The sequence below is a fragment of the Conexibacter sp. CPCC 206217 genome (assembly GCF_030646165.1).
Taxonomy (GTDB): Bacteria; Actinomycetota; Thermoleophilia; order Solirubrobacterales; family Solirubrobacteraceae; genus Conexibacter.
On record NZ_JAUTDO010000011.1, the window covers coordinates 56,559 to 80,349 of the forward strand.

The 23,791-nt window shown below is 72.1% G+C and carries 26 protein-coding genes and 2 tRNA genes; 12 read left to right on the top strand and 16 right to left on the bottom strand.

From position 1 onward, the window contains the following. Positions 1–187: 187 nt before the first annotated feature. From Q7L65_RS23835 to Q7L65_RS23845, 3 genes are all read right to left on the bottom strand, one after another. Positions 188–261: transfer RNA gene (locus tag Q7L65_RS23835), tRNA-Pro, on the bottom strand. A gap of 92 nt (positions 262–353) precedes the next feature. Further along, positions 354–653 carry a putative quinol monooxygenase gene (locus Q7L65_RS23840; protein WP_304725175.1) on the bottom strand — a complete coding sequence of 100 codons (300 nt, stop codon included), beginning with the start codon at positions 651–653 and terminating at the stop codon, positions 354–356. A gap of 97 nt (positions 654–750) precedes the next feature. Then, positions 751–821, bottom strand: a tRNA-Gly gene (locus Q7L65_RS23845). Between the two features lie 102 nt (positions 822–923). Here Q7L65_RS23845 and Q7L65_RS23850 point away from each other — a divergent pair. Beyond that, positions 924–1,556, top strand: coding sequence for a hypothetical protein (locus tag Q7L65_RS23850; protein WP_304725177.1), 633 nt, complete (start codon positions 924–926; stop codon positions 1,554–1,556). 67 nt (positions 1,557–1,623) lie between these two features. Here Q7L65_RS23850 and Q7L65_RS23855 read toward each other — a convergent pair whose 3' ends face one another. The 3 genes from Q7L65_RS23855 to Q7L65_RS23865 all read right to left on the bottom strand — a co-directional run bounded on the left by Q7L65_RS23855 (position 1,624) and on the right by Q7L65_RS23865 (position 3,446). Next, positions 1,624–2,466: an SDR family NAD(P)-dependent oxidoreductase gene (locus tag Q7L65_RS23855; protein WP_304725179.1), complete on the bottom strand. Its 843-nt coding sequence runs from the start codon at positions 2,464–2,466 to the stop codon at positions 1,624–1,626. A 123-nt stretch (positions 2,467–2,589) separates the two neighbouring features. Further along, on the bottom strand, positions 2,590–2,931 hold the full coding sequence (locus Q7L65_RS23860; RefSeq protein ID WP_304725181.1) for an MmcQ/YjbR family DNA-binding protein: 342 nt from the start codon (positions 2,929–2,931) through the stop codon (positions 2,590–2,592). After that, positions 2,931–3,446, bottom strand: coding sequence for a pyridoxamine 5'-phosphate oxidase family protein (locus Q7L65_RS23865; protein ID WP_304725183.1), 516 nt, complete (start codon positions 3,444–3,446; stop codon positions 2,931–2,933). The genes Q7L65_RS23860 and Q7L65_RS23865 overlap by 1 nt, the downstream gene beginning before the upstream one ends. 489 nt (positions 3,447–3,935) lie before the next feature. Here Q7L65_RS23865 and Q7L65_RS23870 point away from each other — a divergent pair, with 489 nt between their 5' ends. Further along, entirely contained in the window at positions 3,936–4,406 is a 471-nt protein-coding gene (locus Q7L65_RS23870; RefSeq protein ID WP_304725186.1) for a GNAT family N-acetyltransferase, read from the top strand. Between the two features lie 3 nt (positions 4,407–4,409). Here Q7L65_RS23870 and Q7L65_RS23875 read toward each other — a convergent pair whose 3' ends face one another. Genes Q7L65_RS23875 through Q7L65_RS23885 form a run of 3 tightly spaced genes read right to left on the bottom strand, consistent with a single transcriptional unit; the run spans position 4,410 to position 7,809 of the window. After that, entirely contained in the window at positions 4,410–5,390 is a 981-nt protein-coding gene (locus tag Q7L65_RS23875; protein WP_304725189.1) for an aldo/keto reductase, read from the bottom strand. A gap of 21 nt (positions 5,391–5,411) precedes the next feature. Beyond that, on the bottom strand, positions 5,412–6,080 hold the full coding sequence (locus tag Q7L65_RS23880; RefSeq protein WP_304725192.1) for an MBL fold metallo-hydrolase: 669 nt from the start codon (positions 6,078–6,080) through the stop codon (positions 5,412–5,414). Continuing rightward, on the bottom strand, positions 6,070–7,809 hold the full coding sequence (locus Q7L65_RS23885) for an MFS transporter (protein WP_304725193.1): 1,740 nt from the start codon (positions 7,807–7,809) through the stop codon (positions 6,070–6,072). The genes Q7L65_RS23880 and Q7L65_RS23885 overlap by 11 nt, the downstream gene beginning before the upstream one ends. 91 nt (positions 7,810–7,900) lie before the next feature. Here Q7L65_RS23885 and Q7L65_RS23890 point away from each other — a divergent pair, with 91 nt between their 5' ends. Next, positions 7,901–8,326 (top strand): MarR family winged helix-turn-helix transcriptional regulator, encoded by a 426-nt coding sequence (locus Q7L65_RS23890; RefSeq protein ID WP_304725195.1) that lies wholly within the window; start codon positions 7,901–7,903, stop codon positions 8,324–8,326. A 60-nt stretch (positions 8,327–8,386) separates the two neighbouring features. Here the strand turns inward: Q7L65_RS23890 and Q7L65_RS23895 are convergent, their stop codons facing one another. Next, complete coding sequence (locus tag Q7L65_RS23895) at positions 8,387–9,475, bottom strand: metallophosphoesterase (protein WP_304725197.1); 1,089 nt, start codon at positions 9,473–9,475, stop codon at positions 8,387–8,389. Between the two features lie 185 nt (positions 9,476–9,660). Here Q7L65_RS23895 and Q7L65_RS23900 point away from each other — a divergent pair, with 185 nt between their 5' ends. Both Q7L65_RS23900 and Q7L65_RS23905 read left to right on the top strand, forming a co-directional pair. Next, positions 9,661–9,903 carry a helix-turn-helix domain-containing protein gene (locus tag Q7L65_RS23900; protein ID WP_304725199.1) on the top strand — a complete coding sequence of 81 codons (243 nt, stop codon included), beginning with the start codon at positions 9,661–9,663 and terminating at the stop codon, positions 9,901–9,903. A gap of 37 nt (positions 9,904–9,940) precedes the next feature. Then, the gene (locus Q7L65_RS23905; RefSeq protein WP_304725200.1) at positions 9,941–10,168 is read left to right on the top strand and encodes a hypothetical protein; all 228 of its coding nucleotides are present in this window, start codon (positions 9,941–9,943) and stop codon (positions 10,166–10,168) included. Positions 10,169–10,244: 76 nt separating this feature from the next. Here Q7L65_RS23905 and Q7L65_RS23910 read toward each other — a convergent pair whose 3' ends face one another. Next, the gene (locus Q7L65_RS23910; protein ID WP_304725202.1) at positions 10,245–11,099 is read right to left on the bottom strand and encodes a hypothetical protein; all 855 of its coding nucleotides are present in this window, start codon (positions 11,097–11,099) and stop codon (positions 10,245–10,247) included. A gap of 74 nt (positions 11,100–11,173) precedes the next feature. Next, a complete protein-coding gene (locus tag Q7L65_RS23915) occupies positions 11,174–11,548 on the bottom strand; it encodes an NYN domain-containing protein (protein WP_304725203.1) in 375 nt (124 codons plus the stop codon). 269 nt (positions 11,549–11,817) lie between these two features. Here Q7L65_RS23915 and Q7L65_RS23920 point away from each other — a divergent pair, with 269 nt between their 5' ends. From Q7L65_RS23920 to Q7L65_RS23930, 3 genes are all read left to right on the top strand, one after another. Beyond that, the gene (locus Q7L65_RS23920; protein WP_304725206.1) at positions 11,818–12,732 is read left to right on the top strand and encodes a glycosyl hydrolase; all 915 of its coding nucleotides are present in this window, start codon (positions 11,818–11,820) and stop codon (positions 12,730–12,732) included. A gap of 10 nt (positions 12,733–12,742) precedes the next feature. Next, positions 12,743–13,861, top strand: coding sequence for a YwqG family protein (locus tag Q7L65_RS23925; RefSeq protein WP_304725207.1), 1,119 nt, complete (start codon positions 12,743–12,745; stop codon positions 13,859–13,861). A gap of 127 nt (positions 13,862–13,988) precedes the next feature. Further along, positions 13,989–14,984, top strand: coding sequence for a cupin domain-containing protein (locus tag Q7L65_RS23930; RefSeq protein WP_304725209.1), 996 nt, complete (start codon positions 13,989–13,991; stop codon positions 14,982–14,984). Between the two features lie 58 nt (positions 14,985–15,042). Here Q7L65_RS23930 and Q7L65_RS23935 read toward each other — a convergent pair whose 3' ends face one another. Then, positions 15,043–15,744 carry a sulfotransferase family protein gene (locus Q7L65_RS23935; protein WP_304725211.1) on the bottom strand — a complete coding sequence of 234 codons (702 nt, stop codon included), beginning with the start codon at positions 15,742–15,744 and terminating at the stop codon, positions 15,043–15,045. Positions 15,745–15,869: 125 nt separating this feature from the next. Between Q7L65_RS23935 and Q7L65_RS23940 the strand changes: the two genes are divergently transcribed. The 4 genes from Q7L65_RS23940 to Q7L65_RS23955 all read left to right on the top strand — a co-directional run bounded on the left by Q7L65_RS23940 (position 15,870) and on the right by Q7L65_RS23955 (position 19,176). Continuing rightward, entirely contained in the window at positions 15,870–16,451 is a 582-nt protein-coding gene (locus Q7L65_RS23940) for a hypothetical protein (RefSeq protein ID WP_304725214.1), read from the top strand. 92 nt (positions 16,452–16,543) lie between these two features. Beyond that, positions 16,544–17,884 carry a S1C family serine protease gene (locus Q7L65_RS23945; protein WP_304725218.1) on the top strand — a complete coding sequence of 447 codons (1,341 nt, stop codon included), beginning with the start codon at positions 16,544–16,546 and terminating at the stop codon, positions 17,882–17,884. Positions 17,885–18,092: 208 nt separating this feature from the next. Next, a complete protein-coding gene (locus Q7L65_RS23950) occupies positions 18,093–18,407 on the top strand; it encodes a co-chaperone GroES (protein ID WP_304725221.1) in 315 nt (104 codons plus the stop codon). A 7-nt stretch (positions 18,408–18,414) separates the two neighbouring features. After that, positions 18,415–19,176, top strand: a complete 762-nt coding sequence (locus tag Q7L65_RS23955; RefSeq protein WP_304725223.1) for a sulfite exporter TauE/SafE family protein — start codon at positions 18,415–18,417, stop codon at positions 19,174–19,176. A gap of 36 nt (positions 19,177–19,212) precedes the next feature. Here the strand turns inward: Q7L65_RS23955 and Q7L65_RS23960 are convergent, their stop codons facing one another. The 3 genes from Q7L65_RS23960 to glpK form a co-directional block, all read right to left on the bottom strand. Then, the gene (locus Q7L65_RS23960; protein WP_304725224.1) at positions 19,213–19,500 is read right to left on the bottom strand and encodes a HesB/YadR/YfhF-family protein; all 288 of its coding nucleotides are present in this window, start codon (positions 19,498–19,500) and stop codon (positions 19,213–19,215) included. A gap of 82 nt (positions 19,501–19,582) precedes the next feature. Then, positions 19,583–22,255, bottom strand: a complete 2,673-nt coding sequence (gene ptsP, locus Q7L65_RS23965) for a phosphoenolpyruvate--protein phosphotransferase (RefSeq protein ID WP_304725226.1) — start codon at positions 22,253–22,255, stop codon at positions 19,583–19,585. 21 nt (positions 22,256–22,276) lie between these two features. Further along, positions 22,277–23,779, bottom strand: coding sequence for a glycerol kinase GlpK (gene glpK / locus Q7L65_RS23970; protein ID WP_304725229.1), 1,503 nt, complete (start codon positions 23,777–23,779; stop codon positions 22,277–22,279). Positions 23,780–23,791 lie beyond the last annotated feature (12 nt).

A 23,791-nucleotide genomic window follows, 5' to 3' on the forward strand; every position in this document is an offset into this window, starting at 1 on the left:
CGATGCAGCTCCAGCCGCTCGTTCTCCCGGCTCACGCGGCGATGGCGTCCGCGCGGAACGCGGCGAGGACCGATCTGACAGCGCAGTCAGCCTGACGGTTCGTCGCCACAGCTCACGATCGAGACGGGCGCCTGGCGATCTCGCCGATCGCGACGAGAGCCCCGCTTTCGCGGGCCTCTCGTGTGAGTCGGGGAGACAGGATTTGAACCTGCGACCGCCCGGCCCCCAGCCGGGTGCGCTACCAGACTGCGCCACTCCCCGTGGCACTGCGTGTTGGGGGCGCGCTTGCGCGCGTTGGTCGCATGATACCCCTGCGAGCCTCGGGCCGGCGGCTCCCGGCGCGGCGGGGTGGGTCAGGGGAGCTTGCTGGCCAGCACGTCGAGCTTCTCGATCCCCGGCGCCTCGGCGAAGAGGTCGCTCGCGCGCTCGCCCAGCGCGGCGGCGACACGGCCGCTGAGATGCTCGTCGCGGCCGGTGTCGTCGGCGAAGACGTCGAAGATCCCGAACGTCGTCGGGCCGAGCTTGATCGCGAACCAGGCGGTCGTCTTCGGCTCGGCGTCGACGATGTCCTGCGCGTCGGTGAGGAAGGCGGCCACGTCGTCCTCGCGACCGGGCTTCGCCTCCAGTCGCACCCACAGGCCTACGGTCACCATCGGAACTCCTTTCGACGCAAGGCAGTCCGAGAAGCTTGCCCGCACGCGGCCCGGCGCAAGCGGGTCGGCGCGAACGTCGCGTCGGCGGCGACCGGAGAGCGGGCGACGGGAATCGAACCCGCCCTAAGAGCTTGGAAGGCTCCTGTGCAACCACAACACTTCGCCCGCGCAGACGTGCCGGACGATGATACCGGCGCGGACCGCATCGCCGCGGCCCTCCGTGCGTTGGAACGCGAAGACGCCACACCACCAACGGAGGTCGCACACCGTATGCACCGTCTCAAGAGCCTCAAGCGCCTGCCCTCGCCCGCCATGATCGTGTCGCTCGTCGCACTCTTCGCCGCGCTCGGCGGCACCTCGTACGCGGCGTTGAGCGCCAACTCGGTCAACTCGCGCACGATCCAGAACGGCACGATCAGAAACGAGGACTTCAAGGACGGCACGCTGCGCGGGGCCGAGTTCAAGAGAGACTCGCTCGGCGGCGGCGCGATCAAGGAAGAGGCGCTCGACGCCACCAAGATCGCCAACGTCAGAACGGCGACGAGAGCGACGACGGCCGACAGCGCGGCCGCTGCCGACAGAGCGACCGTCGCCGCCGGTCTCACACGCCAGCTCGCCGTCGCGGCCGACGGCACCAGAAGCCTCGACCGCGGCGGCGTCGTCTCGGTCACGAAGACCGCGCCCGGCTCCTACCAGGTGATCTTCGACGCCGACGTGAGAGCGTGCATCCCGACCGCGACGCTGCAGATCACGCCGGCTCCCGCCGACAGACCCGCCACACCGGTCACCGGTGAGATCGCCGTCGCGCCGCTCGCCGGCAACGTCAACGGCGTCCAGGTCGCGACGGCCGACAGCGCCGGTCTCAGCGCCGACCGCGCGTTCAACCTGACGGTCTCCTGCTGAGCGAGCGCTGAACAGACCGGCACCGCGCGCGGCCGGCCCGGTGCCGCGCGCGGCGGCCCGCCGCGCCCTATCTCGTCGCCGCCGCTCTGCGCTCCTCGGTCGGCACCTCGCCGCCGTCGTCGGTCAGCGTCGGCGGCGGCCAGGGGCCGAACCAGTTGTCGCGCGCACCATCCAACGTGACGACGGATCCGCTCAACGCGCGGCCCAGCTCCGAGGCCAGCAATCCCACCAGCCAGGCGTGCTCGCGCGGCTGCCCGAGCCGTTGCAACGGGACCGTCCGTGCGACGCCCGCCCGCACCGGGTCCGGGTACTTGTCGAGCGCATCCGTCTGGAAGTGACCGGCGGCGACGGCGATCACGGCGATCCCGTCGGGCGCCCACCGCGCCGCCCACGCGCGCGTCAGCGACTCGACGGCGGCCCGCGCGGCGCTGGAGTGGGTCATCCCGGCGAGGCCGTGATGCGGCGACAGCGTCACGTTGACGATCGTCCCGCGCCCCGCCGGCCGCATCGCCCGCTCGACGGCCAGCTCGCTCATCCGCGTCGTGCCGCCGACGTTGAGCCGCATCACCGCCTGCCAGCCTCTCAGCGCGATCGCCTCCGCTGGGACGAAGTACTGCCCGCCGGCGTTGTTGACGAGCACGTCGAGGCGGTCGTGGCGCTGCAGCACCGTGTCGACGATCCGTCGCGCGTCGTCGTCGCTGCGGATGTCGCCGGCGACGGTCGAGGCGGCCGAACCGAGTCTCGCGGCGGTCGCGTCGAGCACCTCGGCGCGGCGGCCCGCGAGCACGACACGCGCACCGCAGGCGATCAGCTCCTGCGCGGCCGCCCGCCCGAGACCGGTCCCGCCGCCGGTGATCAGCGCGACCTGACCGTCGAGCAGCCCGGGGGCGAAGATCTCCGACGCGCTCACGCGGCGGATCCTATGCGGCGCCGGGGCGGCGCCGCGCAGGTGCGTCGTCCCGAGGAGCGCACGATCGGAGCCCGCGGGGACGTCAACCTTGCGTTCCTCCACGGCTTGCGGGCGGACTGGCGCTCAGCGCGCCGCGTCGTACTCCGCGACGAGTCTCGACGGCGCGCGCCAGCGCCACGCGTCGATCACCAGCTCACGCAGCTCGACCGGGTCGGCGTGCTCGAGCTGCACGACCGTCCAGCCCTGCCGTCCCCACGCTCCGGCCGCCGGCGCGAACGTCTGCGGCGCGGTCGCGACGACTGCGGCCTGGTCGCCCTGCTCCAGCCGCAGCCCCATCTGACCGGGCTTCGGCAGCGTCGCGAAGATTCTGTCGCGGACGCGGAAGTCGGCGTGGCCCATGTGCGACTTCTCCGTCGCCTCCGGCAGTTCGAGCGCGAGGGCGCGTGCGTCGTCTTCGGTCACCATCAGGCGTCGCCAAACCGATATCTGGTCTGCCCGTGCGGCTCTTTGGCGAAGGCGAAGACCTTCGCGGGCTCGACGCGGAAGACGGCGGCGACGTCGCCTTGGCCGGTGAAGCCTCCTTCGGTGACGTCGAAGTGCCAGGCGCTTCCGTACTTGACCTCGTAGGTGTCGGCGAGGCGCTGGAGCGCGGCGGGGTCGGTGATGCGGGTCGCGGTGCCCTCGACGACGACGTCGAGGCCTCTGTCCCACGCGTTGTTGCCGGTCGTCAGCGCGACGTGGGCGTTGTGGTCGAGGTTGCGCGCCTTCTGCTCGCGAAGGCCGGTGCAGAAGTGGACCGCGCCGTCGGAGACGACGCCGACCAGCGGCGTCACGTGGGGGCGGCCGTCGGCGCGGACGCTCGTCAGCCAGTACAGCTGCGCGCGCTCCAGCGTCCGCGCGGTCTCGTCCCACGGCGTCGGGGTCGCCGACGGGTCGCTGAAGCGGCTGTCGATCTCGCCTGCCGGTGCGTGCTGCGTCATCGCGAGGCTCCTCCGTTGGAAGTCGTCACGATCTCTTGACCGCGCCGGCGCCGTGGACTCATCGGTCCGTGGCGCCGAGGCGTCAGCGCGTGAACCGCCGTAGCCGAGGTCGCCGGCGGGCGGGGTTGGCGGGGTTGGCCGCTTGCGCGATCGGTGCGGCGTCCGCCTCGATCGAACGGCAGTTGGCATGTGAACGTCATCGTATCTGCCGTCTGTCACGCGTCGTGGCGATTCATCGGCGCGCGCGTTGCGTGAGCCTCGGCACACAGCACGTCCGAAATCTGGCGCGAAACCTTCGCCATTCGGAGGGTCACCTGCGCCGCCGCGTGGCCCATCATGGACATCGTTCTAAATCTCTCCTCCTTAGAACGTTGAGCCGGTCGTGGGTGTCTCTCTCCGGGGGACACACCTGCGGCCGGCTCTCCTTTTTGACCGGCTGCCTCGTCACCGCGATACTCGGACCGTGCCGCTGATCGGTCGTGACGGGTCATGAACTCAGCTGACGCCGCAGTACGCCGCGCCGGCCGCGACGACGCCGACGCGATCGGCCGCCTGCTGCACGCCTTCAACCGCGAGTTCGACGAGCCGACCCCCGAACCGGAGATCCTCGCCGTGCGCATGCGCGAGCTGCTCGCCGGCGACGACTTCGCGGTCCTGCTCGCAGGCGCCGATCCCGCCGGCCTCGTCGTCCTGCGCTTCCGTCCCGCGATCTGGAGCGCGGGTATGGAGTGCTATCTCGCCGAGCTCTACGTCGTCCCGCAGCAACGCGGCCGCGGCCTCGGCCGCGCGCTGATGCACGCGGCGATCGACCTGGCCCGCGACCGCGGAGCCGACACGATCGACCTCGGCACGAGCGACGACGACCACGCCGCTCGGTCCCTCTACGAGAGCCTCGGCTTCGTCAACCGCGAAGCTCCGCCCGACGGCCCGATCACCTACTTCTACGAGCTGGAGCTGTAGCCGTTACTCAAACCCCTCCGGCGCGTGCGGAACGTAGTGCTGCTCCAGGCGCTGCAGCTCGTCCGCGCTCAGCTCCACCTCGACGGTCGCGAGCGCGTCGGTGAGGTGGGACTCCTTCGTCACGCCGACGATCGGGGCCGTGACGGCGGGCTGGTGCAGGAGCCAGGCGAGTGCGATCTGCGCGCGGGGGAGGCCGCGTTCGGTGGCGATCGCGGCGACGGCGTCGACGATCTGGCGGTCGGACTGCTCGGACTGGCGGTAGAGGGTCGCGCCGAAGCGGTCGGACTCGGTGCGTCTCGTCGAGTCGTCCCAGGCGCGCGTCAGGCGCCCGCGCGCGAGCGGGCTCCACGGCAGCACGCCGACGCCGGTGTCGAGGCAGAACGGGAGCATCTCGCGCTCCTCCTCGCGCATCAGCAGGTTGTACTGATCCTGCATCGCGACGAAGCGGGTCCAGCCGTTCATGTCGGCGACGTGCTGGGCCTGGGCGAACTGCCAGGTCCACATCGACGACGCGCCGATGTAGCGGACCTTGCCGGCGCGCACGAGGTCGTGCAGCGCCTCCATCGTCTCCTCGATCGGCACCGCGGGGTCGTAGCGGTGGATCTGGTAGAGGTCGATGTAGTCGGTGCCGAGTCGGCGCAGGCTCTCGTCGGCCTGCGCGAGGATCGCCCCGCGCGAGAGGCCGGCGCCCTTCGGCCCCGGTCCCATCCGGCTGAAGACCTTCGTCGCGATCACGACCTCGTCGCGCTTGGCGAATTCGCCCAGCAGCTCGCCGACGATCTCCTCGCTGGAGCCGTCGGAGTAGATGTTGGCCGTGTCGAACGTCGTGATCCCGGCCTCGATCGCCTGGCGGATCAGCGGACGCGTGGCGTCGAGGTCGAGCGACCAGTCGTGCGCGCCGCGGCCGGGGTCGCCGAAGCTCATGCAGCCGAGCACGATCTTCGAGACCTCGAGCCCCGAGCTTCCCAAGCGCGTGTATTCCATCGGTGTCGGTCTCCTGGTCGATCAGGGAGCGGCGGGCACCACGACGAGCGGGCCGTCGCCGCCGGGCAGCGCGTCCAACTCGAACGTACTCCCCGACAGCCGCTCGACGCGTTGCGACCGCTCCACGAACCCGTCGACCGGGTCGAGGAAGCTGATCCGCTCCGTGCGGTAGTGCATCGGCACGATCACGCGCGCGCCCGTCAGCGCCGCGATCCGGGTCGCCGTCTCGGCGCCGATCGTCGGACCGCCGCCGACCGGCACGAACAGCAGGTCGACGGTCCCCAGCGCCCTCGCCTGCTCGGGCCGCAGCGCACGCTGGCCGAGGTCGCCGAGGTGCGCCACGCGCACGCCCCCGAGCGTGAACGCGACGAGCGTGTTGGCGCCGCGCTCGGTCCCGGCCGCGTCGTCGTGCTCGGACGCGATCGCGACCACCTCGCCGATCGGCGTCTCGTGCCGCCCCGGGGTCGAGCGGACCGTGACGGGATCGCCGCTGATCCCCTCGACGCCGGTGTGGTCGCTGTGCTCGTGGGTGACGATCAGGACGTCGGCGCCGACGCCGGAGATCGGCGGGTACTCCCAGCGGATCCCGCGCGCGGCGGCGGCCGACATGTCGCCGAACGGGTCGACGAAGACGGTCGTGTCGCCCTCGCTCAGACGGAAGGCCGACTGGCCGTGCCACTCAACCTGCATGTTGCTCCTCGAGTTCTGCCGTGCGCAGACGGCGTGGTGTGGGCGCGACCTCGGCCGCGTCCTCTTCTTCTTGGATCGTGTGACCGCCGCGCATCAGCGACGCGGCCGCGGCGATCAGGCACGCGACGATCGCGAACGTGAACGCGGTGTGCAGCCCGTCGCGGAACGGGCCGGAGATCAGCGTCGGGAAGAACGAGTTGCCGGTCAGGGCCGCCTGGTCGTGCGCCGACAAGCCGGCGAGCACGTGCGGGCCGAGCAGATGCTGGACCGGGTTGTAGCCGAGGAACGCCGCGAACAGGATCGACACCGGCGGCAGCGCGCCGACGTCGGTCGCCGTGCTCGCGGGAACGCCGTGCGCCTGCAATCCCGCCGCCATCGTGTGCGGCAGCGTCGCGGCGAGGCCGACGATCATCAGCGTGAAGAAGATCCCGATCGACATCACCTGCGCGGAGTTCTGGAACGTCTGGTTCATCGCGCCGCCGGCGCCGCGCGCAGCCCGCGGCAGGCTGTTCATCACCGCCGCGCGGTTGGGCGAGGCGAACAACCCCATCGCGATCCCGATCAGCAGCAGGATCGCGCCGAACGCGAGATAGGAGAAGTCGGTCGGCAGCAGCATCAGCAGGCCGAAGCCGACGGCCGACAGCAGCATCCCGGCGGTCGCGAACGGGCGCGCACCGTAGCGGTCCGACAGATAGCCGGAGACCGGCCCGGCGACGAGCAGCCCGACCGTCAGCGGCAGCATGTAGATGCCCGCCCACAGCGGCGTCTCGGTGAAGCTGTAGCCGTGCTGGGGCAGCCAGATCCCCTGCAGCCAGATGATCAACATGAACATCAGGCCGCCGCGCGCGACCGACGACAGGAACGTCGACAGCGTGCCGAACGTGAACGCGCGGATGCGGAACAGCGCGAGGTTGAACATCGGGTCCTTCGAGCGCTTCTCGACGACGACGAATCCGACGAGGCAGACGACCGCCGCGCTCAGCAGCGCCAGCACGCGCGGGCTGCCCCAGCCGATCGCGGAGTCGCCGTATGGGCGGATGCCGTAGGTGACGGCGACCATGATCAGGATCAGGCCGAGCGCGAAGGTGATGTTGCCGGCCCAGTCGATCCGCGCTCTGCCGGTCGTGTTCAGCTCTCTCAATTGCATGTACGCCCAGACCGTGCCGAAGATCCCGACGGGAACGGAGATCAGGAAGACGAGGCGCCAGTCGATCGGCGCGAGGATCCCGCCGAGCACGAGGCCGATGAACGTGCCGCTGACGCCGACGATGTTGTTGATCCCGAGCGCCATGCCGCGCTGGTGGGCGGGGAACGCGTCGGTGATGATCGCCGCCGCATTGGCCAGCAGACAGGCGCCGCCGACGCCCTGCAGCAGGCGGAAGACGATCAGGTAGGTGGCGCCGCTGCGGCCGTCGAGCCAGTCGATCGCCAACAGCAGCGAGGCGACCGTGTAGATCACGAAGCCGAGGTTGTAGATCCTCACGCGCCCGACCATGTCGCCGAGGCGGCCGAGGCTGACGATCAGCACGCTCGTCACGACGAGGTAGCCGAGGATCATCCACAGCAGGTAGAAGGAGTTGGATGGGACGAGCGGGTCGAGGTGGATGCCGCGGAAGATGTCGGGCATCGCGATGATCGTGATGGAGCCGTCAAGCGTCGCGAGCAGGACCGCGAGCGTGGCGTTCGAGAGCGCGATCCACTTGTAGCGGTCGGCTTGCTTGGAATGCATAGGCACCTAATAGTACAGGGCACCTGTACAGTTTGCCTGTCTATATCTCGGGTATGATGGCGCGGTGAAATCTCAGGCAGAGGCTGAGCGGATGACGAAAGAGCTGACGACGGACGAGCTGGCGCACGAGCTGCGCCTGGCGCTCGGGCGCCTCGTGCGGCGGCTGCGCGCCGAGCCGGGCCCGCCGACCGCGCAGATGACCGTGCTCGGGCGGCTCGACCGCGAGGGGCCCGCGAGCGTCAGCGATCTCGCCGCGGCGGAGCGGATGCGGCCGCAGTCGATGGCCCAGACCGTCCGCGACCTCGAGAGCGGCGGCCTCGTCTCGCGCACCCCGGACCCGTACGACGGGCGCCGTGCGATCGTCGCGCTGACGCCGGCCGGGACCGAGCTGCTGCACGCCACGCGCGCGCGGCGCGAGGGACGGTTCGCCGAGGTGCTCGACAGCGAGCTGGACGCGCGCGAGCGCGAGGTGCTGCGCGAGGCGATCGGGCTGCTGGGGCGGATCGCGGACGCGTGAGGGCGGCGCGCCGCCGGCACCAGCGGGCGGCGTGCCGCCCGCCGGAGGCGCCGCCGCCGCTCAGTCCAGCGTCAGCAGCGAGATCTCGGGCGGGGCGCCGAGGCGGAGCTTCGGTGCCGCGCCGCGCTCGACGCCGACGCCGCGGCTGACGTAGATCCGCCTGCCGTCGAGCGTGTGCAGGCCGCCGGCGGCGATCTCGCGCGGGACCGGCGAGGCGGTCGTGAGCGGACCGATGAACGGCAGTTGGAGCTGGCCGCCGTGGGTGTGGCCGGCGACGATCAGGTCGACGCGTCGGTTCGGTGCGGCACGCAGGATCGGGGTCGGGTGGTGGACCAGCAGCAGGCGCACGTCGTCCGTGCCCGGGCGATCGTCCAGCGCCTGCGCGACCGCGACCGCTCTGGCGCTGCCGTCCCACTGCTCGACGCCGCCGACCGTGAAGCGGCGGTCGCCGACGCGGGTCGTCGCGATCTCGTTGTCGAGCACGCGCACGTCGGTGCCGGCGAAGATCCGCCGGGTTCTCGCCATCGTCTGCTCCTGGTCGCCCTCGACCGCGAAGACGCCGCCGGGCGCGTGCAGTCTCGCGAACAGCGCGCGGATCGCCGGCAGCTCCCGCTCGAACACGGCCGGCGAGCCCTGCTGGTAGTCGCCCGGCAGCAGGATCACGTCCGGTCTCAGCGCCATCACCCGCGCGACCGCCTCGCGCTCGTGCTCGCCGACGTGCTCGAACTGGATGTCGGCGAGCACGGCGACGTCGACCGGGGCCGTGCCGGCGCGGGCGGGGGAGAGCGGCACCGGCGTGCGCTCGACGACGAGGCGGTTGGGCTCGACGAAGCTGGCGTAGACGCCGACGGGCGCCATCAGCAGCCCGAGCACGACGAGCGCGCGCAGGGCCCAACCGCCGCCGCTCCAGCCCAGCAGCGCCAGCAGGACCGCGGCGAGCGGCACGACGACGACCGCGTCGAGCCACAGCACGTGCAGGACGCCGAACTGGCGGTCGAGCCCGAGCGCGACCATCGCCGCCAGCTTGACGCCGAGCACCCCCGCGACGAGCCCGACTCCGGCCAGCAGCCCTAACGGGCTGGGTCGGAAGCGCACCATCCAGGCGACCAGCGCGCACACGACGACGACGTCGATCGCCGCGGAAACCACGAAAGCTGTGTTTCCGGCAGGCACTCGGGGGCACGCTGTCAGCGGCTCCTGAAGGTGCGGTAAAGCGCCTGGCGCGTTCGAGAGCGCCCAGAACCCCGGTATGACGGGGAAGATTCCGGCTGGATATGGCGAAATTCCGCCTTTAGCGGGTGGAGTGCGGCGGTCGTCTGTTCGACAGTTCGCTGGTGCCGAGACTGACGCCCACTGAACGACGCGCGCTGGCCGATGCGGTCCACACGCTGCGCGCGCGGGAGCGGCTGTCACAGCAGGAGGTCGCCGACAGAGCCGGTCTCGGCCGCAACTTCGTCTCGGACCTCGAGGCCGGCCGCCGCCGGCCGAGCTTCGACGGCGTCGTGCTCGTCGCGCGCGGGATCGGCGTCCCGCTGGGCGAGCTGATCGCGCTCTACGAGATCCTCGCCGAGCGGTAGGGAGCCCGTTCGACTCCGCGCCGGGTAGGTTGAACGGATGGAGCTGAACGACGAGCAGGTACGGATCCTTCGCGCCGCGCGCGACGGACGCATCCACTCGACCGGCCATTGGATCATCGACGGCGAGTCCCGTCCCGAGCGCCGCGCCCTCGACGCGCTCCTCGCCGAGGGCATGCTGACCGACGCGATCGCCGGTGGCAGCTGGCGCTACGAGCTGTCGCCGAGCGGGCGAGCGGCACTGGAGGCGGCGGAGGCGGGCGGGTAGGCATCGCCGCAGCTCGTCATGGCGACGAGCGCGTGGGCGAGCACCCGCGCACGCCGTCGCGCTCGAACGACGCCGCTCAGCGCGTCGAGGCGGCTCGCGGCCGGGCGCCGAGGCGGGCGAGCAGCTCGTCCCAGGCAGCGGCGCGGCGAGCGACGTCCTCGCGGATCTGCGAGGGGACGCCGGGCGGGAGCGGGAGCGGCGCCGGAAGGATCTGCACGCCGCCGGGCGCATCGGCGGCGGCTGGGACCTGCGCGAGCAGTTCGGCGGCGGTTGCGAGCAACGGCGCGGGATCGGTCACGCCGCCTCTCGGCGCCGCGACCGCGAAGGCCAGCACGCCGCGCGAGGCGAGCAGCGCCGCCGCGAGCGCGACGGCGACGGCCGCCTCTTCGCCGGCGGTCGCGTCGAGCACGACGGCGGCGGTGGACGCGGCGGTGGACGCGTCAGGCGCGCTGGCGCCGGCCGACGCCGTCGTGGCCGCGCCGGCCGGTCCATTGGCGCCAGCCGCAGCCGTCGTCTCCGCGCCGGCCGGTCCGTGAGCGTCCGCCGCCGGCAGATAGAGCGTCGCGGCGAGGCCCTCGCGCCAGCGGCGCACGCGGACGCCGTCGCCGAGCAGTCTGCGCGTGAAGGTGCGGGTGGCCGTGCGGCCGTCGGCGGCCTCGACGCGCAGATCCAGCGCGACGGGGCGCAGCGACTGCAGCGCCGCGACGTCGCCCGCGCTGCTCTTGGCCGGCGCCCATGCCGAGACCAGTTGCTGCGGCCACGGAGCGACGGCGCGCCAGACGCGGCCGTCGTCGTCGCGCACTCGCGCCCGCCACAGCACGCCGTTCGTGATCCCGCCGAGCCCGCGCGCCTGCAGCTCCAGCGGATCGTCCAGCAGCCCGAGCGCCGGCCCGCGGATCTCCAGCGCGCCCGCGCTCGCTTCGTCAGCCATCGGTCAAGCGTCGCAGGTGTGCGCGGAGTCCGCGTGACGGCGTGGCGCGACGACGCTCGCGGCGAGCCCGCCCCTCAGTCGTCTTCGAGCAGCGCGCGGAAGCCCGCGGCCGGCTGGACGGCCGCGCCGAGCGCGTGGGCCTGGTCGCTGAGCCACAGGTCGGAGGTGACGACCCAGGTGGCGGCGGGGTTCTCGGCGGCCTTCAGGCGGCGGACGATCTCGTCGTCGGCGGAGTTCGCGCGGGCTCTGGGGGCGTGCGCGACCTCGATCACGGTCGAGCGGATCGGCGGCTTCGGCGGGTGCTCGAAGACGACCGTGACGTCCTCGCCGGTCGCGGCGGACCACGACTCCAGCAGGCCGACGAGGCGCACCATCGCGCCATGGCGGTCGCGCCACCAGGCGTCGGGACGGGTCCCGATCACGTTCATGCCGTCGACGAGGTAGTGCATCGGACCGCAGGTCTAGCACGCTCGCGGACAAGCCCGCGCGACGACAGAGCGATCAAAAGGAAACGGCCCGCCGAAGCGAGCCGTTTCCAGGAGGAGAGAGATGTGTCTATGTGGTGATGCTGTGATCGGTGGAGGAAGATTGGTGCTGCTTGGCCCCGGTCTTGCGGGCTTCACCGTCGTCCAGCGATATGAATGATGGGACCGCGGCCCCTTCTTGTGTGTGAGCTAGGTCACGCCCCGTCGGCGACGGTCGCTAGGGTCCTGACGCGATGCCGACCATGCGCCCGTTTCTCGCCGCCGCGCTCGCGCTGCTCGTCGCCCTGAGCTGCTGCGGCGCGACCGCCCACGCCGCCGCTCCGAAGCTCTCCGTCGGGATCGGCGACGAGGACGCCTCGATGTTCACCGATCCGCTGCTGGCGCCGCTGAGAATGAGACGCGCGCGCTTCGTCGCCGGCTGGGACGCCGCGCTCTCGGCCGGCTCCGAGCGCGACTCCGCCGACCAGTTCCTCGGCGCCGCGCGCACCGCCGGCTACGACGTGCTCGTCTCGTTCGCCCACTCCGACAACCCCGGCAGAACGACGACGCTGCCGTCCTCGAGCGCGTACGCGAAGGGCGTCAAGGCGTTCCTGAAGCGCTATCCGTGGGTGCGCACGTACAGCCCGTGGGACGAGGTCAACACCTGCTCGGAGCCGACCTGCCACAACCCGAAGGCGGCGGCCGGCTACTACCGCACGCTGAAGGCGGCGTGCCCACGCTGCACCGTCCTCGCGGCCGAGGTGCTCGACAGCGACTACACGGAGATGCGCAGCTATCTGAGGCAGTACCTCAGATACGTCGGCAAGCCCGTGCCGCAGCTGTGGGGCCTGCACAACTACAGCGACGTCAACCGCTTCCGCACGATCGGCACGAGAACGATGCTCGCGACGGTGCCGGGCACGGTCTGGATCACCGAGGTCGGCGGCCTCTACTCATGGGGCAAGTCGTTCCCGCCGTCCACGAGCCGCCAGGTCAGAGCGACGCAGCAGATGTTCAAGCTCGCGACCAGCAGCAGCCGGATCCAGCGCCTCTACATCTACAGCTGGAACGGCGGCGGCACGTTCGACGCCGGCCTGCTGTGGCCCAACGGCACCCCGCGCCCGGCCTACACGACCGTCGCGGACTGGCTCGAGCGCCCGACCCAATAACCTGCCGTCCGTGGACCGACGCGGGTTCTTCAAGTCGATGCTCGGCAAGGGCCTCTCGCATGGCGCGAGACAGGTCGACGCCGTCGTGATCCCGTTCGAGCGCGCCGCCAGAGCCGCGCGCGACGCGATGCCGCAGGAGCCGGCGCCGGCGACCGACGACGAGCGCGAGCTCGACCTCGGCCTCGACGACGGCGAGGACCTCAGCGTTCCCGCGCTGTCGGCACAGCCGCTGCCGGCTCGCGGCGTCACCAACCCCGTCGCCGACGAGGACCTGATGCGCCTGGCCGCGGACGCCGGGCTGATCCTGCGCGTCGAGGCCGTCATCGCGCTCGCGCGCCGCAGCGTGCGGCTCGTGCCCGGCGAGGAGCCCGCCGCGCCCGGCAGCCGCACCCGCCTCGGCGGCGCGCCGGACCTGCCGGAAGACGTCGAATGGCCGCGCTGGGAGGACGAGCCGCTGACGTTCCTCGCGCAGATCGACCTGTCGCAGGCGTACGCGCTCGGCCTCGAGCCGCTGCTGCCGGCCGACGGCGTGCTGCTGCTCTTCTCCGCGCTGGACCGCACGCCGCCCGGCTCCTCGCCGCTGGACCGCGACAGCACGCGGGTGCTCTACGTCGAGCGCGCGCGGCTGCCGGCGCAGCCGCCGGAGGCGGTCGGGCCGGCGCAGCCGCACACGGCGCTCGCGCTGGAGCTGTCCTGCGAGCTGGTGCTGCCGCGCGTGTGGGCCGCCGACGTGCAGCTGCTGGAGCTGGAGGAACCGGAGCAGCAGGCGTGGGAGCAGGTTCGCCGCGAGCTGGCCGAGCTGCAGGGCGTCGAGGCGTGGGACGCGGGCGAGCCGCTGGACTCGCGCCACCACCTGCTCGGCTTCGCCGACGAGTCGCGCGCCGACATGCCGATCGCCTGCGAGCTGGCCGCGCAGGGGATCGACGTCGGCTACGGCGCGCCGTGGTCTCATCCCGAGGCCAAGCGCGTCGAGCGCGCCGCCAGACGGTGGCGGCTGCTGCTGCAGTTGACGGTCGACGACGAGGCCGGCTGGACATTCGGCCGCGGCCGCGAGCGGCTCTACGTGTGGGCGCCGCAGGACGATCTCACGGGCGCGCAGCTGGCGCACGTGCACGCGCTCGCGCGCTGATCCGCGCCGCCTCTCAAACGGTTGTCCGGCGCTGCCCGCGTTGGGGTAGACATGCCGTCAAGGCGCCAGGAGCGGTGCCGATCATCGGGGGGAGCAGCCGTCCCGAGACTTTGACTGCGAGAGAGAGATGGATTTTCGCAACCGCACGCATGAGGAGATCCGCCGTTCCGGCGGGGTGGGGAACCTCAACGAGGGGATCGAGATCTCGCTCCATGGGCTCGCGACCCGTCTGATCGCGTGGCCCGGCAACGGCTTCCAGACGCAGAGCGTCCACGTCGTCACGCACCGGCCGGGGGAGGAGAGCGAGCGCTACGCCTACCCGCTCGGGGAGGAGGCAGTGCTCTGCCTGCAGGGGGAGGGCGAGGTCTGGCTGCACGAGCGCTGGGTCGCGGTCGGCGCCGGCGACGTCGCCTTCTGGCCGCCCGGCGTCGCGCACGCGACCCGCAACGCGCTCGGCGCCGAGCGCGACTTCGTGCTCGTGACGCAGCTGACGCCGCCGCCGTTCGACCTCTACGAGCCGGCCGGCTTCTACGACCGCGTCGCCGGGGCGATGCGCTTCGGCGTGATCGAGCATGCGCGCCGCGCCGCGCTGCCTGGCTCGCTCGCCCTGCGCAGCGAGCTGCGGTTGCGCGACAGCGAGCCGGACGTGCGCGCGTGGAACCTCGAGCTGGACGACGTGCGGACGCGCGGGGCGCTCTTCAACGTCTACCGCGGCGCGCAGACCGGCAGCGTCGGCAGCGCGACGCTGATGGTGCTGTGGCCCGGGCACGGCGTGCGCAGCTCCGGCTTGAACTTCGGCCCGATCGAGCCGGGCGCGCCGGCCCCGCGGCACACGCATCCGATCTCGGACGAGTGCGTCGTCTTCCTCGACGGCGAGCCCGGCGACCTGGAGCTGCGTGGCGGGCGCGTGCGCGTGCAGATGCACGACGTGCTGCTGGTGCCCTGCGGCGTCGAGCACGGCGGCGGACCGATGCGCGACCAGGGTCGCCTATGGGTCGCGGGCATCGCCTCGCCGCCGCAGCCCGACCTGCTGCTGAAGTCCGGCTACTACGACGGCGTCGCGGTCACGACGCCGCCGTTCGGCGAGCTGAGAGTGCCCGGCTGGCGCGCGCCGCGCGCGTGAGCGGCGCGGCGCGGCGCCGCGCACGCTGAGGCGCGCGGCGCTCGGCCCGTGCTGCGGCTCAGGCAGCCGCGCTCTGCTTCGCCCAGTAGGCGTTGACGGCCTCGATCGCGCCGCCGGTGATCGACGACTTGAAGATCTCGGTGTCGAACGCGTGCGGCAGCGGCTCGCTCGGCACGGGCACGCCGACGGCCTCGGCCAGCGGCTCCCAGCCGTCCTTCGGCTCCCACACGATCAGGCGGTCGGCCGGGACGGTCGACTTGACCTCGTCGTTCCAGCGGTTCATCGCCTTCACGAGCGGCTCGCGCTCGCCGAACGTGTTCGCCAGCGTGCCGCGCGGACCCTTCCAGAACGTGTCGATGTTGAGGTCGACCCAGGCCGCCCAGTCCGGGTCGATCCGGTAGCGCGCCTGGCACATGCTGCGCATGAAGGAGTCGCCGAAGTAGATCTGGACGATCGTGTCGTTCATCGACTTCGCCCACGCGTCCCCGTCGCGCACGCTGAGCAGAACCTTCGCGTCCGGGTACTTGTCCATCAGCTCGCGCCAGTGATACGCCGCGGGCCAGTCGACCGTCGCCTCGAAGCCGTCGAAGACCTCGTCCCACGGCTCCTCGCCGTTGTAGGCGCGTCGCCACACGTCGACGCCCTTTCTGAGGTCCTCCATCATGTCCTTCATGTGGTAGGTCGGCAGCCCGAGCATTCTCAGCGCCAGCCACTGCGTCGTCGTCGCGGTCCGGGGAAGTCCAGCGCCGATGATCTTCATCCAGGCTCCTATCGGGGGGAACGGGGTTACGGTTCGACCACCACAACCGCCTGAGGCGGTCAGGGTTGCGCGCCGGCACGCCCTCGATCTCCGGTGGGCGGCGCCGTTGCACTAACCTGCCGCGCGTGTCGTCGAGCGAGCAGTCAGCGTTCCCGGTCGCCATCCACCGGCCCGAGGCCGAACGGCGTGTGGTGATTCTGCCGGGCGCACGCTACCCGACGCGGGCGCCGTTGCTGTGGTTCGCGCGCGAAGTCGCCGTCGCGAAGGGCTTCGGCGTGCTGGAGGTGCTCGACGAGCCGCCGGCCGGGGAGGACCCGTTCGCGTGGATGCGCGACCGCGCCGCGCGTGCGCTCGCGCACGACCCGGCGCCGACGACGCTGGTGATCGGCAAGTCGCTCGCCAGCCACGCCGCCGAGCTGGTCGTCGAAGAGGACCTGCCGGCGATCTGGCTGACGCCGCTGCTGGACCGCCCCGAGGTGCGCGGCGCGATCGCGCGCACGACACGTCCCGTGCTGATCGTCGGCAGCAGCGACGACCCGACCTGGCACCCGGACAGCGTCGGCTCCAGCGCGCTGATCCTGCAGATGGAGCTGTCGGGCCACGACCACAGCCTGCAGATCCCCGGCGACCCGACCGCCTCGATCGGCTCGTTGAAGAAGGTCACGAAGCGAATCGAGCGCTTTCTCGGGGGCGGCTGGCTCAGCTGAGCTGGCGCCCTTCAGCTCCTTCTTAGGGAGCTTTCGGGCCGGCTTACCTTTCGCTCAAGTGACGCTCAGGATGTCGGCCCATCCTGACTGGCATGAACACACCCAAGGCCATCGTCACCCTCGCCGCAGCCGCCGTCCTCGGCGCTGCGGGCGGCGCTGCCGTCGTTGGCGTCACCGGAGACGGCGGCGGCTCGACCAAGACCGTGATCGAGCCGGCTGCATCGCAGCCCCAGAAGGTCAGCGTTGCGCAGAACAACGGCGACCAGCTCGACGCCAAGCAGGTCTACGCGGCTGCCAGCCCCTCCGTCGCGTACATCACCTCGAACATCACCGCTCAATCTTCTTCTGCCGACCCGTTCAGCGAGAACCAGGGTCAGGCCGGCGAGGCGACCGGCTCCGGCTTCGTCGTCTCCGCTGACGGTTACATCGTCACCAACGCCCACGTCGTCAACGGCGCCTCGACCGTCACCGTGAAGATCGGCGACGGCAAGACCGAGCCCGCTGAGGTCGTCGGCAAGGACGAGTCGACCGACATCGCGCTCCTGAAGGTCAACGCGAGCAACTTGAGACCGCTGCAGTTCGGCGACTCCGACAAGCTGTCCGTCGGAGACAACGTCTTCGCGATCGGCAACCCGTTCGGGCTCGACCGCACGCTCACGACCGGTGTCGTCTCCGCGCTGCAGCGGCAGATCACCGCCCCCAACGGCTTCACCATCAACGGCGTCGTGCAGACCGACGCCCCGATCAACCCTGGCAACTCCGGTGGCCCGCTGCTGGACGCCGAGGGTGACGTGGTCGGCGTGAATTCGCAGATCCTGACCGGCTCCAGCTCCAGCGAGGGCAACGTCGGCATCGGCTTCGCGGCGCCGTCCAACACCGTCAAGAACGTCGTCGAGCAGCTCGAGCAGAGCGGCACCGTCAAGCACGCCTACCTCGGCGTCCAGATGGGCGACTCCTCCAGCGGCGGCGCGCAGGTCGGCGCGGTCACCGACGGCGGTCCGGCGGCCACCGCGGGTGTCAGAGCGGGCGACACGATCGTCGGCTTCGACGGCAAGAACGTGCTCGACTCGGCCGCGCTGTCCGGCCTCGTCAACGCCAAGCAGGTCGGCGACAAGGTCGAGCTGACGATCCGCCGCGACGGCTCCGACCACACGCTCACCGTCACGCTCGGCGAGCAGCCGGCGGGCGCCGAGCAGGCCAGCGCGAGCGGCTCGCAGACTGACCCGCAGCAGCAGGTGGATCCGAACCAGCAGGTCGACCCGAGCCAGATCGATCCGCAGCAGCAGGTCGACCCCGACCAGCAGGTCGACCCCAGCCAGATCGATCCGCAGCAGCAGGTCGACCCCAACCAGCAGGTCGACCCGAGCCAGGGCACGCAGCAGATCGATCCGCAGCAACTGCTGGAGCAGCTCCAGCAGCAGCTGGTGCCGTAACCCGGCTCAGCAGCCAGCAGCACAAGCTTCCCGCTCCGCACGCTCGCAACCCCCCGTGCCGGACGGAGCGGGACTGGCCCGCCCGACAGCCTCCCCTCTGTCGGGCGGGCCCCCTCTGGGCTCGCTAGTGGCGAGCCCTGGGAGGAGGGAGCAGGACGAGCCCGGCTCGGAACTTCGGTTTCCGAGCCGGGCTCCTATGCTTTCGCGGATGCGCAACCAGCTCCGCCCCCTGTTCGACCGCGTCGTGATCAAGGAGCTCGAGCCCGACCGCGTACGCGAGTCGGGCCTCGTCGTTCCGGCTGGAACGCATGAGCCGCCACCCCAGCACGGGATCGTCCTGGCCGTCGGCCAGGGGCTCGACTGGTGGCAGCACGTCGGCGTCACGATGCCGGTGAAGCCGGGCGACCACGTCGTCTTCCCGGCCGCCGCGGGCGCGTGGGTCGAGGTCGACGAGGAGCGTCTGCTGGTCTGCCGCGTCGGTGAGCTGCTCGGCGTGCTCGAGCTCGTCGCCGTACCGGACTGACCCGCGAGTGTCCCTGCTACAGGCGCTGGTGGTCCTCGTGGCCGGCGTCGCCGCCGGCACGATCAACACCGTGGTCGGCAGCGGCACGCTGATCACGTTCCCCGTCCTGCTCGCGGTCGGCTACCCGCCGTTGACCGCGAACGTCTCCAACTGCGTCGGGCTCGCGACCGGAGCGGTCTCCGGCGTGTACGGCTACCGGCGCGAGCTGGTCGGCCAGCGCGCTCGCATGCTGCGCTGGGGGACCGCGTCGATGCTCGGCGCCTGCACTGGCGCGGGCCTGCTGTTCGTGCTGCCCGACTCGGCATTCGAGAAGATCGTGCCGGGGATGATCGCGCTGGCGCTCGTGATGGTCGCGCTGCAGCCGCGGCTGGCGCGGGCGCAGGCGGCGCGTCGCAAGCCGCAGATCGAGACGCGCGAGGGCGGCCCGGTCGCCTACGGGTTCGGCTACCTGACGGGCGTCTACGGCGGCTACTTCGGCGCCGCGCAGGGGATCGTGCTGATGGCGATCCTCGGCCTCGCGATCGACGAGGACGTGCAGCGCATCAACGCGCTCAAGAACGTGATGGCGATGGTCGTCAACGTCGTCGCGGCGACGATCTTCATCGTCGTCGCGCACATCGAGTGGGAGGCCGTCGGGCTGCTGGCGGTCGGCTCGACGGTCGGCGGGCAGCTCGGCGCCCGCATAGGCCGCCGGCTGCCGCCGAACGTGCTGCGCATCGTGATCGTGGTCGTCGGCGTGGCGGCGATCGTGCAGCTGCTGGCGCGTTGAGCGAGGGGCGCGGCGACCCGTCGCCGCGCGCCCGCGCTAAGGCTGCTCGCCGATGTAGAAGCCGACGCGCTGGCCATCGATCTGCGCGTCGAGCATCTTGTCGTCGAGTATCTGCGCGGCGGTGTCCTCGACGAACACGCGCGCGCCGGCCTCGTCGAGCACGTGGTCGGAGTCGGCGGGGACCTCGGCGACGGTCACCTCGAGCGCTCCCGGCTGCTGCGCGCCCGGCTGGGTCGCGATGCGGATGCCGGCGCCGTCGGGGATCTCGGGCGCGGCGCAGATCCCGCGGATCGCCTCTGCTGCGTTCTCCGTGATGGTGAGCACTGGGTGCTCCTCTCGGTCGGTGGCGTCTTTCTCGGCTGCCCGTTGGGTGTGACGGGGAAACCGAACGGTGTCCGCGTGACGCTCAGGCGAGTGCGACGAGGACGCGGACGGCGTCGGCGGACTCGGCTGCCAGCGCGGCGTGGGCGAGCGCTTCGGCGTCGCCGACGTCGAGCGTGCGGATCGCCGCCTTGACGGCGGGGACCGACGGCGCCGCGACCGACAGCTCGCGCACGCCGAGGCCGACGAGCAGCGGTGCCGCGGCCGGGTCCGCGCCCAACTCGCCGCAGACACCGACCCAGCGGCCGTGCGCGCGGGCGGCGCGGCAGACCTCGTCGACGAGCCGCAGCACGGCGGGGTGGAGGCCGTCGGCGAGCGCTCCGAGCGCGGCGTTGCCGCGCTCGGCGGCCAGCACGTACTGCGTCAGGTCGTTCGTGCCGAGCGAGAAGAAGTCGACCTCGCGCGCGAGCTGCACCGCCGTCAGGGCGGCGGCGGGGACCTCGACCATGATCCCGACCTCGAACCCGTCGAGCGGCTGCGCGCCGGTCTGCGCGAGTGCCGCGTCGAGCAGGCCGCGGGCGGCGCGCAGCTCGTCGATCGTCGCGATCATCGGGAACATCAGCTTGACGTTCGGGAATGCGCCCGCGGTCCGCACGATCGCGCGCAGCTGGGTTCGCAGCAGCTCAGGGCGGGCGAGCCCGAGCCGCACGCCGCGCACGCCGAGGAACGGATTCGCCTCGGCCGCCATCGCGAGGTAGGGGAGCGGCTTGTCGGCGCCGGCGTCGAGCGTGCGGACGATCAGCGGGAGGCCGTTCAACGCGCGCGCCGCCTGCGAGTAGATCGCGACCTGCTCGTCCTCCGACGGCGCGCTCGCGCGGTCGAGGAAGGCGAACTCGGTGCGCAGCAGGCCGACCCCGTCGGCGCCCTCCGCGGCCGCCTCCTCCGCGTCGAACGGGCTGCCCGCGTTGGCGGCGACCTCGATCCGAACGCCGTCGCTCGTGGTGGCCGGATCGTGCGCCGCGGCGCTCGCTTGCTCCGCGGCCGCCGCGGCGAGCGCGCGCCGCTCGCGGTAGTCCTGCTCGGTGGCTGGCATCGGGGCGGGGATCAGCAGGCCGGCGTCGCCGTCGAGGATCGCTCGGGCGCCGTCTCTGAGCTGTGTCAGCCCGTCGCCGATCCCCACCACGGCGGGCACGCCGAGCGCCCGCGCGAGGATCGCGCCGTGCGAGGTGGGGCCGCCCTGCGCCGTGGCGATGCCGGCGACGGTGGCGCGGTCGAGGCCGGCGGCGTCGATGGGGGTGAGGTCGGCGGCGAGGAGGATGGATTGACCGGCGCCCGGATGGCGCGCCGGGTCCTGGCCAGCGACCGCATCGAGGGAGGCGGGGGGTGAGGCTTCGGTGGCGAGCGCTCGCAGGACGCGCTGGCCTACGTCGAGGACGTCGGCGGCGCGTTCGCGTTGGTAGGGGTCGTCGAGGGCGCGGTAGCGGTCCGCGATCGCGTCGACGGCGTCGGACCAGGCGCGCGCGGCGCTGCGGCGGTCGTCGTCGATCGCGTGGCGGGCGGGGCCGAGCAGGGCGTCGTCGTCGAGCACGAGCGCGAGCGCGTCGAGGACCTCGGCCTCGTTCGCTCCCACGTCCCGCGCGAGCCGATCGCGGCCCCGCTCGATCTCGCCGCGAACGAGGTCGCGCGCCGCGCTCAGAGCCGCCCACTCCTGCTCCGGCGGCCCGCTCGGCGCTTGCGCGATCGGCGTCGCCGCCCCGGCACCGCCGCCGATCCACAGCAGCGGCCCGAACGCGATCCCGGGCGAACTGGCGATCCCCGCCAGCGCGCCTTCGGGCGCGCCGGGCGGGAGGGCGCGGGCGGGCGCGGCTGGCGAGATGGCGTCGACGGCGTCGCCGGCGCCGTCCGCGCCGTCCGCGCCGGCCTCGTCCGCGTTGGCGCCCGCGCCGCTCGTACCCGTTCCACCTGCGACCACATCTCCGCCGCCCTCCGTCGCGACTTCGCGCAGCTTCTGCAACGCGGTCCGCGCATCCGGGCCTGTCGCGCGGAGCAGCAACTCGTGGCCCTCACGGACGCCGAGAGTGGCGATCGCGTTGAGGGAGGTCGCCGAGGCGGGGCCGGCGCCGGTGGTGGCGTTGCGCAGCTCGATCTGGGCGTCGAACGCGGTCGCGGTGCGGACGAAGCGGGCCGCCGGTCGGGCGTGGAGGCCCTGGGCGACGGTCACGACGAAGCGGTCCTCGATCGCGCCGGGGGAAGGAGCGGGAGATCGGGGCCCCATGCGGTCCCCGGGCTTCCGGTCCTCTTGCGCAGCGGCGGGAGGAGCGGAAGCCGGCGCCTCCTCACCGAGGTGGGCGAGCTTGCCGGCGAGGCCGCCGCGGGCCTCGGCGGCGACGGCTTCGAGCGAGGCGCCGGACTGGGCGGACACGGCCGCCGCGACCGCGCCCTCGACCAACGGCGCCGCCGCGAGGCGGACACGCTCAGCCAGGTCGGGGTCGAGCAGGTCGAGCGCCGTCTCGGCGCTGAGGACCGCGCTGCCGAGGTCCATCAGCACCAGCACGCCGTCGCCGGAGCCGTCGTCGGCCGCCTCGATCGCCGCCATCACGCGCGCGGCGTCGGTACCGAGCGGCGGCTCCTCGCCGGCGGCGTCCGGCTCCATCCCGCCCGCCGCCTCCAACCGTACGTCCCCGCCCATCTCACGCGCCAGCTCCGCAACCCCCAGCGCGAGCCGGGAGCTGTGCGAGACGAGGACGATGCCTACCACGCGCCGGCTCGGCCGCGCCGCTCAGTCGCCGTCGACCCAGCCCAGCGTCCGCTGGACCGCTTCCTTCCACCTCGCGTAGCGCTTCTCGATCGCCTCGGCGGGCTCGGACGGCTCCCAGCGCTTGTCCTCGCCCCAGTTTCTCGTCACGTCGTCGGTGCCGGACCAGACGCCGACCGCGATGCCCGCCGCGTAGGCGGCGCCGAGCGCGGTCGTCTCGGAGACCTTCGGGCGGATCGTGGGGACGCCGAGGACGTCGGACTGGAACTGCATCAGCAGCTCGTTGGCGACCATGCCGCCGTCGACCTTCAGCTCCTTGAACGGCGCGTCGGAGGCCTCGTTGGCCGCGTCGACGACCTCGCGGCTCTGCCACGCGACCGACTCCAGCACGGCGCGCGTGATGTGGGCCTTGTTCGTGAACGCGGTCATGCCGACGATCACACCGCGAGCGTCGTCGCGCCAATACGGCGCGAACAACCCCGAGAACGCCGGCACGAAGTAGACGTCGCCGGTGTCCTCGACCGACGCCGCCAGGCTCTCGGACTCCTGCGCGGTTCTGATGATCCCGAGCTGGTCGCGCAGCCACTGCACGCCGGCGCCGGTCACCGCGATCGAGCCCTCCAGCGCGTAGACCGCGTCCTGGTCGCCGATCTTGTAGCCGACCGTCGTCAGCAGCTTCTCCGACGGGACCGGCTCGTTGCCGGTGTTGACGAGCAGGAACGAGCCCGTGCCGTACGTGTTCTTCGCCGTCCCCGGCTCGAAGCACGCCTGGCCGAACAACGCCGCCTGCTGATCGCCCAGCACGCCGGAGATCGGCACGCCGTCGAGCGCGGTCCCCTGCACCTCGCCGTAGACCTCCGACGACGAGCGGATCTCGGGCAGGATCGAGCGCGGGAGGCCCATCAGGGAGAGCGCCTCGTCGGACCAGTCGAGCGTTCTGAGGTCCATCAGCATCGTGCGCGAGGCGTTCGTCACGTCGGTGACGTGGACGCCGCCGTTCGGGCCGCCGGTCAGGCACCAGATCGTCCACGTGTCCATCGTCCCGAAGAGGATGTCGCCGGCCTCGGCGCGCTCGCGCACGCCGTCGACGTTGTCGAGGATCCACTTCGCCTTCGGGCCGGAGAAGTACGTCGACAGCGGCAGGCCGCAGATCGGGCGCAGGCGGTCCAGCCCTCTGTCGCCGGCGAGCTCTCTGACGATCGCGGAGGTGCGCGTGTCCTGCCAGACGATCGCGTTGTAGACCGGCTCGCCGGTTCTGCGATCCCACAGCATCGTCGTCTCGCGCTGGTTGGTGATCCCGATCGCCTTGATCTCTCTCGGCCGCACGTCGCTCTTGCCGATCGCGTCGGCGATCACCTCTCTCACGCGCGTGCGGATCTCGTGCGGATCGTGCTCGACCCAGCCCGCTCTGGGGTGGATCTGTCTGTGCTCGCGCTGGCCGACCTGCACGATGTTGCCGTCGGTGTCGAAGATGATGAAGCGCGAGCTCGAGGTCCCCTGGTCGATCGCGCCGACGTACTCAGCCATGTCGTGGTCTCC